This is a genomic window from Ornithinimicrobium ciconiae, from assembly GCF_007197575.1.
GTDB classification, from domain to species: domain Bacteria; phylum Actinomycetota; class Actinomycetes; order Actinomycetales; family Dermatophilaceae; genus Ornithinicoccus; species Ornithinicoccus ciconiae.
On record NZ_CP041616.1, the window covers coordinates 783,714 to 798,082 of the forward strand.

Consider the following 14,369-nt stretch of genomic DNA (forward strand, 5'->3'; position numbering starts at 1 on the left):
AGAACGGAGGGTGAAGGTGCTGGCGAGTCACGGCATACACACTCCTGAGGAGAGCCTGCGGCGGGCAGGACTCCGCGTCACGCGGCCCCGCGTCGCCGTTCTGGAGGCCCTGACAAACCGGCCACACAGCACGGCCGACACCGTCCTGGACGCCCTCCAGGGCCTGGGGGGCAAGGCCGTCTCCCGGCAGGCCGTCTATGACGTGCTCCACGCGTTGACCGACGCCGGCCTCGTGCGCCGGATGCTGGTCGGCAACGCCTCTCGCTACGAGGTGGACACCCACGACAACCACCACCACCTGCTGTGCCGCGGCTGCGGCGCGCTCACCGATGTGCCGTGCGCCGTCGGGTCTGCGCCGTGTCTGTTGCCCAGCGATGATCACGGGTTCGAGGTCGAGGTCGCAGACGTCCTCTACTCCGGACTCTGCCCGAACTGCCGCGCTGTCGACCGCAGCGCGAATCACACCCACACCCACGGAGGATGAATGTCTGAGTTTTCAGCTGGCACCCACGAGAATGGCGCCCCGCGCGAGTCCGATGCCCACTCACTGAGCTTGGGGGCCAACGGCCCGCTGATGCTGCACGACGTCGCGCTGGTCGAGAAGCTCGCCCGGTTCGACCGGGAGCGCATCCCGGAGCGCAGCCCGCACGCCAAGGGGTCGGGGGCCTTCGGCGAGTTCGAGGTCACCGAGGACGTCAGCGCCTACACCAAGGCCGCCTTCCTGCAGCCGGGCGCCAAGACCCGCCTGATGGCCCGTTTCTCCACCGTCGCCGGTGAGCTCGGCTCGCCCGACACCTGGCGCGACGTGCGCGGCTTCGCGCTGAAGTTCTACACCGACGAGGGCAACTTCGACATGGTGGGCAACAACACGCCCATCTTCTTCGTCCGCGACCCCATGAAGTTCCCGGACTTCATCCACTCCCAGAAGCGCACCCCCGACTCAGGCCTGCGCAGCGGCAACATGCAGTGGGACTTCTGGACCCTCTCCCCGGAGTCGGCCCACCAGGTTTCCTACCTGATGGGACCGCGCGGTCTGCCCCGCAGCTGGCGTGAGATGAACGGTTACTCCTCGCACACCTACATGTGGGTCAACGAGGCCGGCGAGAAGTTCTGGGTGGTGTGGCACTTCCTGTCCGACCAGGGCGTGCACAACATGTCCAACGAGGAGGCCGCCGAGCTGGCCGGCACCGACGGAGACTTCCACCGCCGTGACCTGTTCGACGCCATCGAGCGCGAGGAGTTCCCGAGCTGGCGCGTCGAGGTGCAGATCATGCCCTACGAGGAGGCCAAGAACTATCGCTTCAACCCCTTCGACCTGACCAAGACCTGGTCCAAGAAGGACTACCCGCGAATCCCGGTCGGCCGGTTCACCCTCAACGAGAACCCGGTCAACCACTTCGCCCAGATCGAGCAGGCTGCGTTCAGCCCCTCCAACACGGTGCCGGGCACCGGCGTCTCCCCGGACAAGATGCTGCTGGCGCGCGTCTTCTCCTACCCCGACGCCCAGCGCAACCGCCTCGGCACCAACTTCAACCAGCTGCCGGTCAACATGCCGGCCATCCCGACCAACTCCTACGACAAGGAGGGCGCGATGCAGTTCCACCACAGTGGCAACGCGCCGGTCTACGCCCCGAACTCCTACGGTCGTTCCTACGCGGACACCCAGGGCCCGGTCGACAACGGGTGGGAGTCCGACGGCACGCTGGTGCGCGCGGCCTACACGCTGCACGCCGAGGACGATGACTTCGGACAGGCGCACACCCTGGTCCGCGAGGTCTACACCGAGGAAGAGCGCCAGGGCCTGGTCGAGACCGTCGTGGGCTCGCTCACCGACGTTGAGGAGCCGGTGCTGAGCCGCGTCTTCGAGTACTGGACCAAGATCGACGCCGAGGTCGGCGCTGCCATCGAGGCCGCCTACCGCGCCGGTCTGGAGGAGCAGGTTCCTGGCCTGGACCCGGTCGAGCAGACCGCCTGAGACGAGGCTAGGTCCACGGTCGCCTGACCCTGGACCGAGCAGTCCCGAGGAGGGCCTGCGGCAGCGGCAGTATGCCGTCCCTGCCGCAGGCCCTTCGTCATCCGTGCGCGCCCCCCGAGGGTGAGCTCGGTGCGACGTCGGGAGGGGCGTTCCCTGCCCGGCGAGCGGGCTCAGCCGACCTGGTCGGCCAGGTCTCGGACGCTCATCCACTCGGCCTGCTCGACGTAGGACCGGAGGGTCTCGGCGTCATAGTTCGCGGGGTGGGCGACGAGGACGACGAGGGTGGCGGCCCGCAACTGCCCCTCAGCGAGCAGGATCGTGCTCGGGCCGTCGGCGTGCGCGGACAGGTCGTGAGCGGTGGACTCGCAGTTGTCGGCCAGCTCCGGCTCCACCTCGCCCAACGCGGCACACAGGTCCAGGCCCGGGCCGACGCGGATGTTGAGCAACCGGAACTGGGTGATGGGCTCGGCTTCGGCGTCGCGGTAGGTCGCGACCAGCCCGCGGTTGTTCTCCAGCGGTGCCAGCTCGTCGATCTCCTGGTCCAGGGGCGGGACTCCCACGGAGAGCAGGCCCGGGGCGGTCAGCTCGCCGAGCCGCTGCTCCTCCTGGTGGCGCTGCCACAGAAAGACGCCGAGCACCGCGCACGCGAGCAGGAAGAGGGCGATGATGGTCACGATGACGATCCGTCCCCGTCGCTGGACCCGCTGGTCGCCGGTCACATCCGCAATCACGATCAGTCCTCCCTCGCTGCCGCTGGCGTCAGTATGCCGCCGAGTCGCCCCATCTCGGACGCCCCCAGGAGCGCTGTGATGGGGGTCACAACGAATCGCCCTTGCTAAAGCTATGCGTCCGGGTGCATGGTTATGTCATGCACTACGGCCTCGTACTTATTATCTCAGGACGCGTCACGCGGTAACCACTACCGAGACGCGTCCTACCTCCGTTGCCCATCTGGGTCGGAGGTTTTTTTGTACCCGGAACCAGCCAGAGAGAGAACGATGACTGCTCAGCCCACGCATCCAGCGCCTGCCGAATTGGCCGCGCTGCCGAGCACGACGACCGGTGCCGAGGCACTCGTGGACGCGCTCCTTCGCGTAGGGGCCGAGCACATTTTTGGCCTCCCCGGTGGTGCGGTCCTGCCGCTCTACGACGCGCTGTACACCCGCCCCGAGCTCCGCCACATCCTGGTCCGCCACGAGCAGGGCGCCGGACATGCCGCCCAGGGCTACGCGGCGGCGACCGGCAGGGTCGGGGTCTGCCTGGCCACCAGCGGGCCCGGCGCGACCAACCTGGTGACCCCGCTGGCCGACGCCAACATGGACTCGGTGCCGATGGTGGCCATCACCGGCAACGTGCCCAGCACCGCGCTGGGGTCGGACGCCTTCCAGGAGGCCGACATCCGCTCGATCACGATGCCGGTGACCAAGCACAGCTTCCTGGTCACCGACCCGGCCAAGATCGGTCCGACCGTCGCCAGTGCCTTCCGGCTGGCGGCCAGCGGCCGACCCGGCCCGGTGCTGGTCGACGTCAGCAAGGACGCCCTGACGGCGACCACCCAGCGCCTGACCTCGGGTGACCTTCGGCTACCGGGCTATCACCCGGTGACCGAGCCCGCCGCCGAGGCCGTGCGGGACGCGGTTGCGCTGATGGTGACCGCCCGTCGCCCGGTGCTCTATGTCGGGGGAGGGACGATCCGGTCCGGAGCGCACCGCGAGCTGCGCGCGCTGGCCGAGCTGACCGGCATGCCGCTGGTCACCACCCTGATGGCCCGGGGCGTGTTCCCCGACAGCCACCCCCAGAACCTGGGGATGCCGGGGATGCACGGCACCGTCGCCGCCGTCGGTGCGCTGCAGAAGTCGGACCTGATCATCGCCCTGGGCGCGCGCTTTGATGACCGGGTCACCGGTGTGCGGGACTCCTTCGCACCGCACGCCCGGGTCATCCACGCCGACATCGACCCCGCCGAGATCGGCAAGGTCCGTCCGGTCGAGGTCGGTCTGCTGGGCGACTGCCGGGCGACCATCGCCGCGCTGACCGCCGAGTTCCGCAGCCAGGTCGAGGCCGGCAACGTCCCGGACTACACCGAGTGGGTCACCTTCTGCGAGCGCACCCGCGAGCGCTACCCGCTGTCGTATGACGCACCCCCGCCCGGTGAGATGGCACCCCAGCAGGTGATCCAGCGCCTCGGGGAGATCGCCGGACCGGACGCGATCTTCACCTCGGGCGTCGGGCAGCACCAGATGTGGGCGGCCCACTATCTCGGTTTCGAGCGGCCCAACACGTGGATCAACTCCGGTGGGCTGGGCACGATGGGCTACTCCGTGCCGGCGGCGATGGGAGCCAAGGTCGGACGGCCGGACGCCACCGTCTGGTCCATCGACGGCGACGGTTGCTTCCAGATGACCAACCAGGAGCTGGCCACCTGCGCTGTCGAGGGCATCCCGATCAAGGTGGCGATCATCAACAACGGCACCCTGGGCATGGTCCGGCAGTGGCAGACGCTGTTCTACAACGAGCGCTACAGCAACACCGGCTTGCGGGGCACCCCCTCGCGGCCGGAGGCCCGCACCCCGATCCACGTGCCCGACTTCGTGATGCTGGCTCGCAGCTATGGCTGTGAGGCGCTGCGCTGCGAGGACCCGGCCGACATCGACCGCACGATCGAGACGGCCATGGCCATCGACGACGTCCCGGTGGTCGTGGACTTCCGAGTCCACCAGGACGCGATGGTGTGGCCGATGGTCGCCTCCGGCACCAGCAATGACGACATCAAGTACGCCCGTGACCTCGCGCCCCAGTTCGAGGAGGACGACTGATGACCGACCGCCACCCCTGGCGCAGCCTCCTGATTATCCGAGTCCGGGTGGGGGCCGGGCATCTCAGCTAGCGACCACCGAACGGTCCGCGTCGCGCGGACCACCACAGATCACCGGGCGGCAACGACGCCGCCCGAGCACACGACATACACCTGTCGCCGCAGTCCCGCGGTGACGCCAACGTAGGGAGCACACCATGAGCCGTCACGCACTGTCTGTCCTGGTCGAGAACAATCCGGGTGTCCTGGCCCGGGTCTCGGTCCTGTTCGCCCGCCGCAGCTTCAACATCGACCACCTGGTGGTCGGCCCCACCGAGGACCCCAAGGTCTCCCGGATGACCATCGTGCTCAACGTCGGTGACGAGCAACTGCACAAGGTGACCAGCCAGCTAGACAAGCTGATCGAGGTTATCCACATCGAGGAGCTGTCCGACCCGTCTGCGATCCGCGACCAGCTGTGGGCGATCAACGACAACGGGCCGCGCCCGGTCGGTGCGATGGCCGCTGCCTGGGCCTGACCGTGCTGGGAAGGGCATGACGCAGCGGTCGCCGTGCCTGCCCGTGCCACACCTCCCCAAAGTTCCGCGAAACCCGTAACCGACCCTCCCCACGACATGGGGAAAAGGAGAACGACTTCAGATGGCCAAGATGTACTACGACGACGACGCCGAGCTCGGTCTGATTCAGGACCGTTCGGTCGCAGTCATCGGCTATGGCAGCCAAGGGCACGCGCACGCGCTGTCGCTGCGTGACTCCGGGGTGGACGTGCGCGTCGGCCTCCCCGAGACCTCCCGCTCCCGCGCCAAGGCGGAGGCTGAGGGGCTGCGGGTGGTCACTCCGGAGCAGGCGGCCCAGGAGGCTGACCTGATCATGATCCTGACCCCGGACCACATCCAGCGCACGCTCTACACCGAGGCCATCGAGCCGCACCTGGAGGAGGGCGACGCGCTCTTCTTCAGCCACGGCTTCAACATCCGGTTCGACTACATCACCCCGCCGGCCGGGGTGGACGTGTGCATGGTCGCCCCGAAGGGCCCCGGTCACCTGGTGCGCCGGGAGTATGTCGACGGGCGGGGTGTGCCGGTGCTGGTCGCCGTGGAGCAGGACGCCAGCGGGCGCGCCTGGGACCTGGCGCTGTCCTATGCCGCCGCCATCGGCGGGCTGCGCGCCGGTGGCATCAAGACGACCTTCACCGAGGAGACCGAGACCGATCTCTTCGGCGAGCAGGCGGTCCTGTGTGGTGGTGTCAGCCAGCTGATCATGAAGGGCTTCGAGACCCTGACCGAGGCGGGCTACCAGCCGGAGGTCGCCTACTTCGAGTGCCTGCACGAGCTCAAGCTGATCGTCGACCTGATGTATGAGGGCGGCATCGCCAAGCAGCGCTGGTCGGTCTCCGACACCGCGGAGTACGGCGACTACGTCTCCGGCCCGCGCGTCATCGACGACAAGGTCAAGGAGAACATGCAGGCGGTGCTCGAGGACGTGCGCAATGGCACCTTCGCCGCGCGCTTCATCGCCGACCAGGACGCCGGCGCGCCGGAGTTCAAGAAGCTGCGGGCCGAGGGCGAGGACCACCCGATCGAGGCGGTCGGTCGCGAGCTGCGCGGCATGATGTCGTGGGTCAAGTCCCACGACAGCGACTACGTCGAGGGGACCGCAGCGCGGTGAGCACCACCTCTGATACTTCCCGGGCCCCTGCCGGGGCGTCTGAAGGGTCCGCGCCGGGATCTGTCGACCCTAAGCCCCGGTCCCGGGACGTGACCGACGGTCTGGAGCGTGCTGCTGCTCGCGGCATGCTCCGGGCCGTCGGGATGGGTGATGACGACTGGGTCAAGCCTCAGGTCGGTGTCGCCTCGTCCTGGAACGAGATCACCCCGTGCAACCTCTCGCTCGACCGGTTGGCCAAGGCCGCCAAGGACGGCGTGCACGAGGCGGGCGGCTATCCGCTGGAGTTCGGCACCATCTCCGTGTCCGACGGCATCTCGATGGGCCACGAGGGCATGCACTACTCGCTCGTCTCCCGCGAGGTCATCGCCGACTCCGTCGAGACGGTCATGGCCGCCGAGCGGCTGGACGGATCGGTGCTGCTGGCCGGCTGTGACAAGTCACTGCCGGCCATGCTGATGGCTGCGGCGCGCCTCGACCTGGCCGCCGCCTTCGTGTATGCCGGCACCATCCTTCCCGGGCAGGCCAAGCTGTCCGACGGGTCGACCCGCGAGGTCACCATCATCGACGCGTTCGAGGCGGTCGGTGCCTGCTCGGCCGGCCTGATGTCCCGCGAGGACGTCGACGCCATCGAGCGTGCGATCTGTCCCGGTGAGGGCGCCTGCGGCGGGTTCTACACGGCCAACACGATGGCCGCGGTCGCGGAGGCGATGGGCATGGCCCTGCCTGGGTCGGCGGCCCCGCCAGCCACGGACCGGCGCCGTGACGGGATCGCCCGGGCCTCCGGGCGGGCCGTGGTGGAGATGCTGCGCCGGGGCATCACGGCGCGTCAGATCATGACCAAGGAGGCATTCGAGAACGCCATCGCGGTCGTGATGGCCTTCGGCGGGTCGACCAACGCGGTGCTGCACCTGCTGGCGATCGCCAACGAGGCCGACGTGGAGCTGACCCTGGCCGACTTCCGCCGGATCGGTGCCACCGTGCCGCACCTGGCCGACGTCAAGCCGTTCGGCCAGCACGTCATGGTCGACGTGGATCGGGTGGGCGGCATCCCCGTGGTCATGAAGGCGCTGCTCGACGCGGGTCTGCTGCACGGCGACTGCCTGACCGTCACGGGTCGGACGGTGGCTGAGAACCTCGCCGACGTGCCGCCCCCGGACCTGGACGGCACGGTGCTGCGGGCCCTGGAGAACCCGATCCACAAGACCGGCGGCCTCACGATCCTGGACGGGTCGCTGGCTCCGGGTGGTGCGGTGGTGAAGTCAGCCGGTTTTGACTCCGAGGTCTTCCGTGGCACCGCTCGGGTCTTCGACGGTGAGCGCGCAGCGATGGACGCGCTGGAGAACGGCACCATCAGTGCCGGTGACGTCGTCGTCATCCGTTATGAGGGCCCCAAGGGTGGTCCGGGCATGCGCGAGATGCTCGCGATCACCGGCGCCATCAAGGGTGCCGGCCTGGGCAAGGATGTCTTGCTGATCACCGACGGACGTTTCTCCGGCGGCACCACCGGCCTGTGCGTCGGCCACATCGCGCCCGAGGCCACCGAGGGTGGGCCGATCGCCCTGGTCGAGGACGGTGACGCCATCGTCCTCGACGTCGCGCGCGGGACGCTCGAGGTCGAGGTGAGCCCCGACATACTCACCCAGCGCCGCGCTGTGTGGACTCCACCGCCCCCTCCGGCCCGGGCCGCCCGTGGAGTGCTCGCAAAATACGTCAAGCTGGTCGGGTCCGCGTCCGAGGGCGCCGTCACCGGCTGACGCGGCTGGCCTGCCCGGCGCAGTGCCCGTCGTCGCGGTGGCCGGGGGTGCCCCATCACCCCCGGCCAGAACGTTTCACCAACGGCGCGTGCCGGACCTGTCGCCACAGTGGCAGCGCTGGCCTAGTGTGGCCACCACCAGCCCTACTGACGGAAGGCCGCCCATGAGACAGCGGATCCTGGCGCTTGGCACGGCAGTGGCGGTAGTCCTCGGCCTGGCCGGCTGTGGGGGCGGGGGTGCGGGCAGTGGCGTCACCATCCTGCGGGTCGCGCTCAACCAGACCGAGACCCACCCGTCGTATGTCGCGCTGGCCAACTACAGCGACCGGCTCGAGGCGCAGACCGACGGGCGGATGCGGCTGGACATCTTCCCCAACGAGACGCTCGGTGCCCAGGCCGAGGTGCTGCAGCTGCTCAGCGACAACATCATCGACCTGGGCATCATCTCCGGGTCCCAGATGGAGAACCTGAGCAAGGACTTCCTGGTGCTCAACATGCCGGGTGTCTTCGACTCCGTCGAGCACCAGATGCCGGTCGTGCATGACCCGGAGATCGTCGGGGAGCTCTACACCTCCCTGGAGGACAGCAACGACCTCACGGTGATGGGTGGGTTCACGCAGGGGTCTCGGCACATCTACGTCAAGGACGAGATCAGCTCCCTCGCTGACCTTGATGGCGTCAAGATCCGCGTCCAGGAGAGCGAGCTGAACCTGGCCATGGTGCGCGCCCTGGGCGGGTCGCCCACGCCGATGGCCTTCGGCGAGGTCTACACCGCACTGCAGTCCGGTGTGCTGGACGGCGCCGAGAACAACGAGGTCAGCTACTTCACCCAGAAGCACTTCGAGGTCGCCCCCTACTTCACCAACTCCAACCACCTGGTCGGACTGGACTACATGGTGGCCAGCACCGAGATGCTCGAGAATCTCGACCCCGCCGACCGCCAGTTGCTCGAGGATGAGTGGGTCAACACCTATCTGGACCACACCGAGCTCTGGGGTGAGGCCACGCAGGAGGCCATCGACGGTGCCAGAGCGGGCGGCGCAGAGTGGATCGAGATCGACCAGGCAGCGGTCCAGGCCGCGCTGGAGCCGCTGGCCGATACCTTCCTCACCACGCCCGTGCAACGAGAGCTCTACGACAAGATCCGCGCTGCGGCGCCGAGCCAGGAAGGCTGACGTGGAACCGATCAAGAAGGGGCTGGACCAGGTGCTCAAGGGCGCCTCGGTGGTCCTGTTCGCCCTGCTGGTGGTGATTGTCGTCTGGCAGGTCTTCACCCGACAGGTGCTCAACTCACCCAGCGCGTGGACCGAGGAGCTGGCCCGCTACACGTTCGTGTGGGTCGGTCTGTTCGCCACGGCACTGGTCTTCTCGGAGCGTGGTCACATCGCGGTGGACTTCGTGGTGGACAAGTTCTCACCGCGAGTGCAAAAGGTCGTTGCCGTCTGTGTCCAGCTGTCGATCATCCTCTTCGCCCTCGCCGTGCTGGTGTACGGCGGACTGCGTGCGGCCAACGGCGCCTGGAACCAGTCGCTCAGCGCCCTGCCCACCCAGGTCGGCGTGATGTATCTCGCGATGCCCATCGTCGGGGTGCTGATCGCCTTCTATGCGGTCTATCACCTCCAGGCCGTCCTGCGTGGTGCTGAGGAAGCCATCGCGCACGAGGAAGACCCCCAGGTGGTGTGACCATGGATCCCATTGCACTCGCGGCGATCGTCCTGGTCGGCACGATCGTCATCGGCATCGTCTTCTCCGTCCCGATCGCGGTCAGCATCGGCCTCGGGTCCTTCTTTGCCGCGATCGTCCTGCTCGACGTCGAGAAGGCTGCCCTGGTCTCCAGCCAGCGGCTGTTCACCGGCATCAACTCGTTCACCCTGCTGGCGATCCCGTTCTTCGTGCTCGCCGGCGTGCTGATGAACACCGGTGGCATCGCCGGCCGCCTGATCGACGCCGCCAAGGTGCTCGTGGGCAGGACGCCGGCCAGCCTGGCCAACACCAACGTCGTGGCCAACGCGATGTTCGGAGCCGTCAGTGGTGCCGCGGTGGCTGCCGCCGCGGCCATCGGCACGGTGATGACTCCGCGGATGAAGGAGGAGGGCTACGACCCGAAGTGGTCGGCTGCCGTCAACGTCGCGTCTGCCCCGGCCGGCATGCTGATCCCGCCAAGCAACACCTTCATCGTCTATTCACTGGTCAGTGGTGCCTCGATCTCCGCGCTGTTCATGGCGGGGGTGATCCCGGGGATGATCTGGGCCGGTGCCTGCATCCTGGTCGTGCTGCTGACCTATCGCCGGTTCAGCACCCCTCAGCCGCCGTCGTCGGTGACCTTCTCGGAGGCATTGCTGGTCATCTGGCGGGCCGTCCCGTCACTGCTGATGATCGTCGTGGTGATCGGTGGCATCGTCAGCGGCATCTTCACCGCGACCGAGTCGTCGGCCATCGCGGTCGTCTATTGCCTGGTCCTCGGCTTCGCCTATCGGACGATCGGTGTCTCGGACCTGCCCAAGGCGCTGCTGGACGCCGCCCGCACCACGGCCATCATCATGCTGCTGGTCGGTGTCTCGACGGCCCTGTCCTTTGTGATGAGCTTCTCCCACATCCCCCAGGCCGTGTCCGACGGGCTGCTCGGGCTCACGGACAGCCCGCAGGTGATCTTGTTCCTGATGATGATCATCCTGCTGCTGGTCGGCACCTTCATGGACCCGACTCCCGCGATCCTGATCTTCACCCCGATCTTCCTGCCGATCGTCACGTCCTTCGACATGAGCCCGGTGCACTTCGGCACGATGATCGTCTATGCCCTCTCCGTCGGTGTCATCACCCCGCCCGTCGGCAACGTGCTCTTCGTCGGGGCACGCGTCGCGGGGATGGGCATCGAACCCGTCGTCGGCAAGCTGATCTGGTTCCTGCTGGCCCTGGTCGGCGGACTGCTGCTGGTGATCTATGTCGAACCGCTGTCGCTGTGGATCCCGGAGATGCTGGGGCTGCTCGGCGACTAGCAGTCAGGCGCTGGCGGCGATCTGCGCGGCCAGGTGTCCGGCGCCATAGCCGTTGTCGATATTGACGACGGCCACCCCGGGAGCGCACGCGTTGAGCATCGACAGCAGCGGTGCCAGCCCGTCCAGGGCCGCGCCGTAGCCCACCGAGGTCGGCACGCCGATGACCGGGGCGCAGGCCAGGCCGGCGACCACGCTGGCCAGCGCGCCGTCCATCCCGGCCACCACCACGATGGCCGAGGCGGCGGCGATCTGGTCGACGCGCGCCAGGATGCGGTGCAGGCCCGCGACGCCCACGTCGACGACCAGCTCGGCCGGCCGGCCGAGGTGCTGGGCGGTCAGCAACGCCTCGCGCGCCACCGGGATGTCGGCCGTCCCGGCGCACAGGACCAGGACGGTGCCACCGCTGGGCTCCGGCACCGGACCCGGCCAGGCGACGATGCGGGCCACCGGGTCGTGGACCGCGCCGGGCAGCTCCGCGCAGACGGCCTCGGCCTGGCTCGCTGATGCGCGGGTGAACAGGATCGTGCCCAACGGGTCGCCCCCGTCGGAGCGACCGCGCTCACCGATGGCACGGGCGATCGCGACCAGGTGCTCCATCGTCTTGCCCTCGCAGAGCACCGCCTCGGGATAGCCGCGCCGTGCGGCCCGGCCGAAGTCGAACTCCGCGATGCCCTCGAGGCTGGTGGTCGGCGGGGAAGCTGGGGTGCCGGGCTGGTCAGCTGGAGTGCCGGGCGGGTCAGCCACGGGACACGAGCGGCATCGTGAACGCGCCGGACTGGATGCCGACCAGGTCCAGGGCCACGAACCGGAAGCCGGCGGCGCGCACCCCCTCGACGAGGGCGGTGCGGACCTGCGGGTCGGCCGCGCGGGCCAGCTCGTGGTCGGTCAGCTCCAGACGCGCGACGTCGTCGTGGTGGCGAACCCGGCAGTCCGAGAAGCCCAGGGCGCGCACGGCCGCCTCGGCCCGGTCGATCTGGGTCAGCTTCTCCGGGGTGACCTCCTTGAAGTGCGGGATGCGCGAGGCCAGGCACGGGGCCGCCGGCTTGTCCGCATTGGGCAGGCCGAGGGCGGCGGCCACCGCCCGCACGTCGGCCTTGGTCAGCCCCGCGTCGGCCAGCGGCCGGAGCACGCGGTGTTCGGTGGCGGCGCGGGCACCCGGGCGGTCCGGCCGGATCGCGTCGTCGGCGTTCTCGCCATAGCTGATCGCGGTGAGCCCGTGGGCCACGGCGACGTCGTCGTCGATGCGGGCGAACAGCTCGTCCTTGCAGTGGAAGCAGCGGTCCGGCCCGTTGGCGCGATAGGCCTGCGACGACCCCTCGTCCGTGGGCACCTCGACGACGCCGACCCCGATCTGGCCGGCGATGTCGTGGGCGGCCGCCCGCTCGACGGTGGCCAGGCTCGGAGAGACGCCGAGTATGGCGACAGTCCGGTCGGCCCCCAGCGCGCGGACCGCGACGGCCAGGAGGGTGGTGGAGTCCACGCCGCCGGAGTAGGCCACACCTAGCCTGCCCTCAGCAGGCAGGTGCGCGGTGACGGCCTCGATCAGGGCCGCGACCTCGGCGGAGACGCCCTGGTGGGCGTCGACCCGCGCGGCGACCGGCAGGTCCGCCCCGCCGGTGAGCAGGGTGGCCGGGGGGGTGCTGGGGACTCCGGCCTGGGAGACCTCAACAACGGGAAGGAGACGATGGGTGTCGACCACTCAGATCTCCACCTCGCTCCGGTCCCCGGACCAGAGCGTGTGGAAGGTGCCGGGCTTGTCGATGCGCGTATAGGTGTGGGCGCCGAAGAAGTCACGCAGACCCTGGACCAGGGACGCGGGCAGCCGCTCCGACCGGACCGTGTCGTAGTAGGCCAGCGCCGCACTGAAGCCCGGCACCGGGACACCGGCCTGGGTGGCCACTGCGACGACGTGACGCCACGCGTCCTGGGAGTTGCCCAGCTCGGCCGCGACCGACGGGGCGGCGAGCAGGGTGGCCAGGTTCGCCCCGGCATACTCCTGGCGGATCCGCTCGAGCAGCTTGGCCCGGATGATGCAGCCGCCGCGCCAGATGCGGGCCACCTCGGAGATGTTGACGTCCCAGCCATAGGTGTCACTGGCGGTGCGGATCTGGTCCAGACCCTGGGCGTAGGCGACCACCTTGGAGCTCCACAGGGCGGCGCGCACCGCGTCCACGAGCGCCGCGCGGTCGTCGGTGGAGATCGTGCGGTCCGGGCCGGTCAACCCCTGCGAGGCCTCACGCAGGCCCGTGTGGCCGGAGGTGGAGCGGGCAAAGACGGACTCGGCGATCGTGTTGACCGGCACCCCCAGCTCGAGGGCGATCTGCACGGTCCAGCGGCCGGTGCCCTTCTGCTCGGCCTGGTCGGTGATCACCTCGACGAGGGGTCTGCCGTCGACCTCCTGGTCGAGCACCTCGGAGGTGATCTCGATCAGATAGGAGTCCAGGTCGCCGGTGTTCCACTCGCGGAAGACGTCCGAGACCTCGCGGGCGGTCATCCCGGCCGCCGTGAGGATGTCGTAGGCCTCGGCGATGAACTGCATGTCGGCATACTCGATGCCGTTGTGCACCATCTTGACGAAATGACCGGCGCCGTCGGTGCCCATGTAGGCGCAGCAGGGCTCCCCGTCGACCTTGGCCGAGATGTCCTCCAGCAACGGGCCGAGCGCGGCATACGACTCAGGGCTGCCACCGGGCATGATGCTCGGTCCCTTGAGGGCGCCCTCCTCACCACCGGAGATGCCCGCCCCCACGAAGTGCAGCCCGACCTCGCGCAGCGCAGCCTCCCGCCGACGGGTGTCCTCGTAGTGCGCGTTGCCGCCGTCCACCACGATGTCGTCCTTCTCGAGCAGCGGGATCAGCTGCTCGATCACGGCGTCGGTGCCCAGGCCGGCCTGGACCATGATGATCACCTTGCGCGGTCGCTCCAGGGCGGCCACGAACTCCTCGAGGGTGGGCGCCGCCACGAAGGTGCCGTGCGCGCCGAAGTCGGCGCTGAAGGTCTCGGTCCTGGCGACGGTGCGGTTGTAGACCGCCACCGTGTGGCCCCGGGAGGCGAAGTTGCGGGCGAGGTTGCTGCCCATCACGGCCAGACCGATCACGCCTACCTGAGCTGTTGCTGCGACCATGTCTTCTCCTGTGGGTGGGGACCTGCGCTTGGGCCTAC

The 14,369-nt window shown here is 68.9% G+C and carries 13 protein-coding genes; 9 read left to right on the forward strand and 4 right to left on the reverse strand.

Annotation, left to right across the window (positions count from 1 at the left end):
- The first annotated feature begins 16 nt into the window (after window positions 1-16).
- Both FNH13_RS03575 and FNH13_RS03580 read left to right on the forward strand, forming a co-directional pair.
- Window positions 17-484 carry a Fur family transcriptional regulator gene (locus FNH13_RS03575; RefSeq protein WP_321169212.1) on the forward strand — a complete coding sequence of 156 codons (468 nt, stop codon included), beginning with the start codon at window positions 17-19 and terminating at the stop codon, window positions 482-484.
- Complete coding sequence (locus tag FNH13_RS03580) at window positions 485-1,975, forward strand: catalase (protein WP_143782207.1); 1,491 nt, start codon at window positions 485-487, stop codon at window positions 1,973-1,975. It abuts the gene before it with no gap.
- A gap of 170 nt (window positions 1,976-2,145) precedes the next feature.
- On the opposite strand, the gene FNH13_RS03585 is transcribed toward FNH13_RS03580, so the two are convergent.
- Window positions 2,146-2,706 (reverse strand): hypothetical protein, encoded by a 561-nt coding sequence (locus FNH13_RS03585; RefSeq protein WP_143782208.1) that lies wholly within the window; start codon window positions 2,704-2,706, stop codon window positions 2,146-2,148.
- A gap of 267 nt (window positions 2,707-2,973) precedes the next feature.
- On the opposite strand from FNH13_RS03585, the gene FNH13_RS03590 reads away from it, so the two are divergent.
- From FNH13_RS03590 to FNH13_RS03620, 7 genes are all read left to right on the forward strand, one after another.
- The gene (locus FNH13_RS03590) at window positions 2,974-4,791 is read left to right on the forward strand and encodes an acetolactate synthase large subunit (protein WP_143782209.1); all 1,818 of its coding nucleotides are present in this window, start codon (window positions 2,974-2,976) and stop codon (window positions 4,789-4,791) included.
- Window positions 4,792-4,987: 196 nt separating this feature from the next.
- Window positions 4,988-5,308 (forward strand): acetolactate synthase small subunit, encoded by a 321-nt coding sequence (gene ilvN, locus FNH13_RS03595; RefSeq protein WP_143782210.1) that lies wholly within the window; start codon window positions 4,988-4,990, stop codon window positions 5,306-5,308.
- Window positions 5,309-5,429: 121 nt separating this feature from the next.
- A complete protein-coding gene (gene ilvC / locus FNH13_RS03600; protein ID WP_143782211.1) occupies window positions 5,430-6,458 on the forward strand; it encodes a ketol-acid reductoisomerase in 1,029 nt (342 codons plus the stop codon).
- A 125-nt stretch (window positions 6,459-6,583) separates the two neighbouring features.
- Window positions 6,584-8,212 (forward strand): dihydroxy-acid dehydratase, encoded by a 1,629-nt coding sequence (gene ilvD / locus FNH13_RS03605; RefSeq protein WP_229576593.1) that lies wholly within the window; start codon window positions 6,584-6,586, stop codon window positions 8,210-8,212.
- Between the two features lie 163 nt (window positions 8,213-8,375).
- Window positions 8,376-9,386, forward strand: a complete 1,011-nt coding sequence (locus FNH13_RS03610) for a TRAP transporter substrate-binding protein (protein ID WP_143782213.1) — start codon at window positions 8,376-8,378, stop codon at window positions 9,384-9,386.
- A 1-nt stretch (window position 9,387) separates the two neighbouring features.
- A complete protein-coding gene (locus tag FNH13_RS03615; RefSeq protein ID WP_143782214.1) occupies window positions 9,388-9,894 on the forward strand; it encodes a TRAP transporter small permease in 507 nt (168 codons plus the stop codon).
- A gap of 2 nt (window positions 9,895-9,896) precedes the next feature.
- Window positions 9,897-11,207 carry a TRAP transporter large permease gene (locus FNH13_RS03620; protein WP_143782215.1) on the forward strand — a complete coding sequence of 437 codons (1,311 nt, stop codon included), beginning with the start codon at window positions 9,897-9,899 and terminating at the stop codon, window positions 11,205-11,207.
- Between the two features lie 3 nt (window positions 11,208-11,210).
- Here FNH13_RS03620 and larB read toward each other — a convergent pair whose 3' ends face one another.
- Genes larB through gndA form a run of 3 tightly spaced genes read right to left on the reverse strand, consistent with a single transcriptional unit; the run spans window position 11,211 to window position 14,331 of the window.
- Complete coding sequence (larB, locus tag FNH13_RS03625; RefSeq protein WP_143782216.1) at window positions 11,211-11,951, reverse strand: nickel pincer cofactor biosynthesis protein LarB; 741 nt, start codon at window positions 11,949-11,951, stop codon at window positions 11,211-11,213.
- Window positions 11,944-12,906: an ATP-dependent sacrificial sulfur transferase LarE gene (gene larE / locus FNH13_RS03630; protein ID WP_321169213.1), complete on the reverse strand. Its 963-nt coding sequence runs from the start codon at window positions 12,904-12,906 to the stop codon at window positions 11,944-11,946. The genes larB and larE overlap by 8 nt, the downstream gene beginning before the upstream one ends.
- The gene (gene gndA / locus FNH13_RS03635; protein WP_143782217.1) at window positions 12,907-14,331 is read right to left on the reverse strand and encodes an NADP-dependent phosphogluconate dehydrogenase; all 1,425 of its coding nucleotides are present in this window, start codon (window positions 14,329-14,331) and stop codon (window positions 12,907-12,909) included.
- Window positions 14,332-14,369 lie beyond the last annotated feature (38 nt).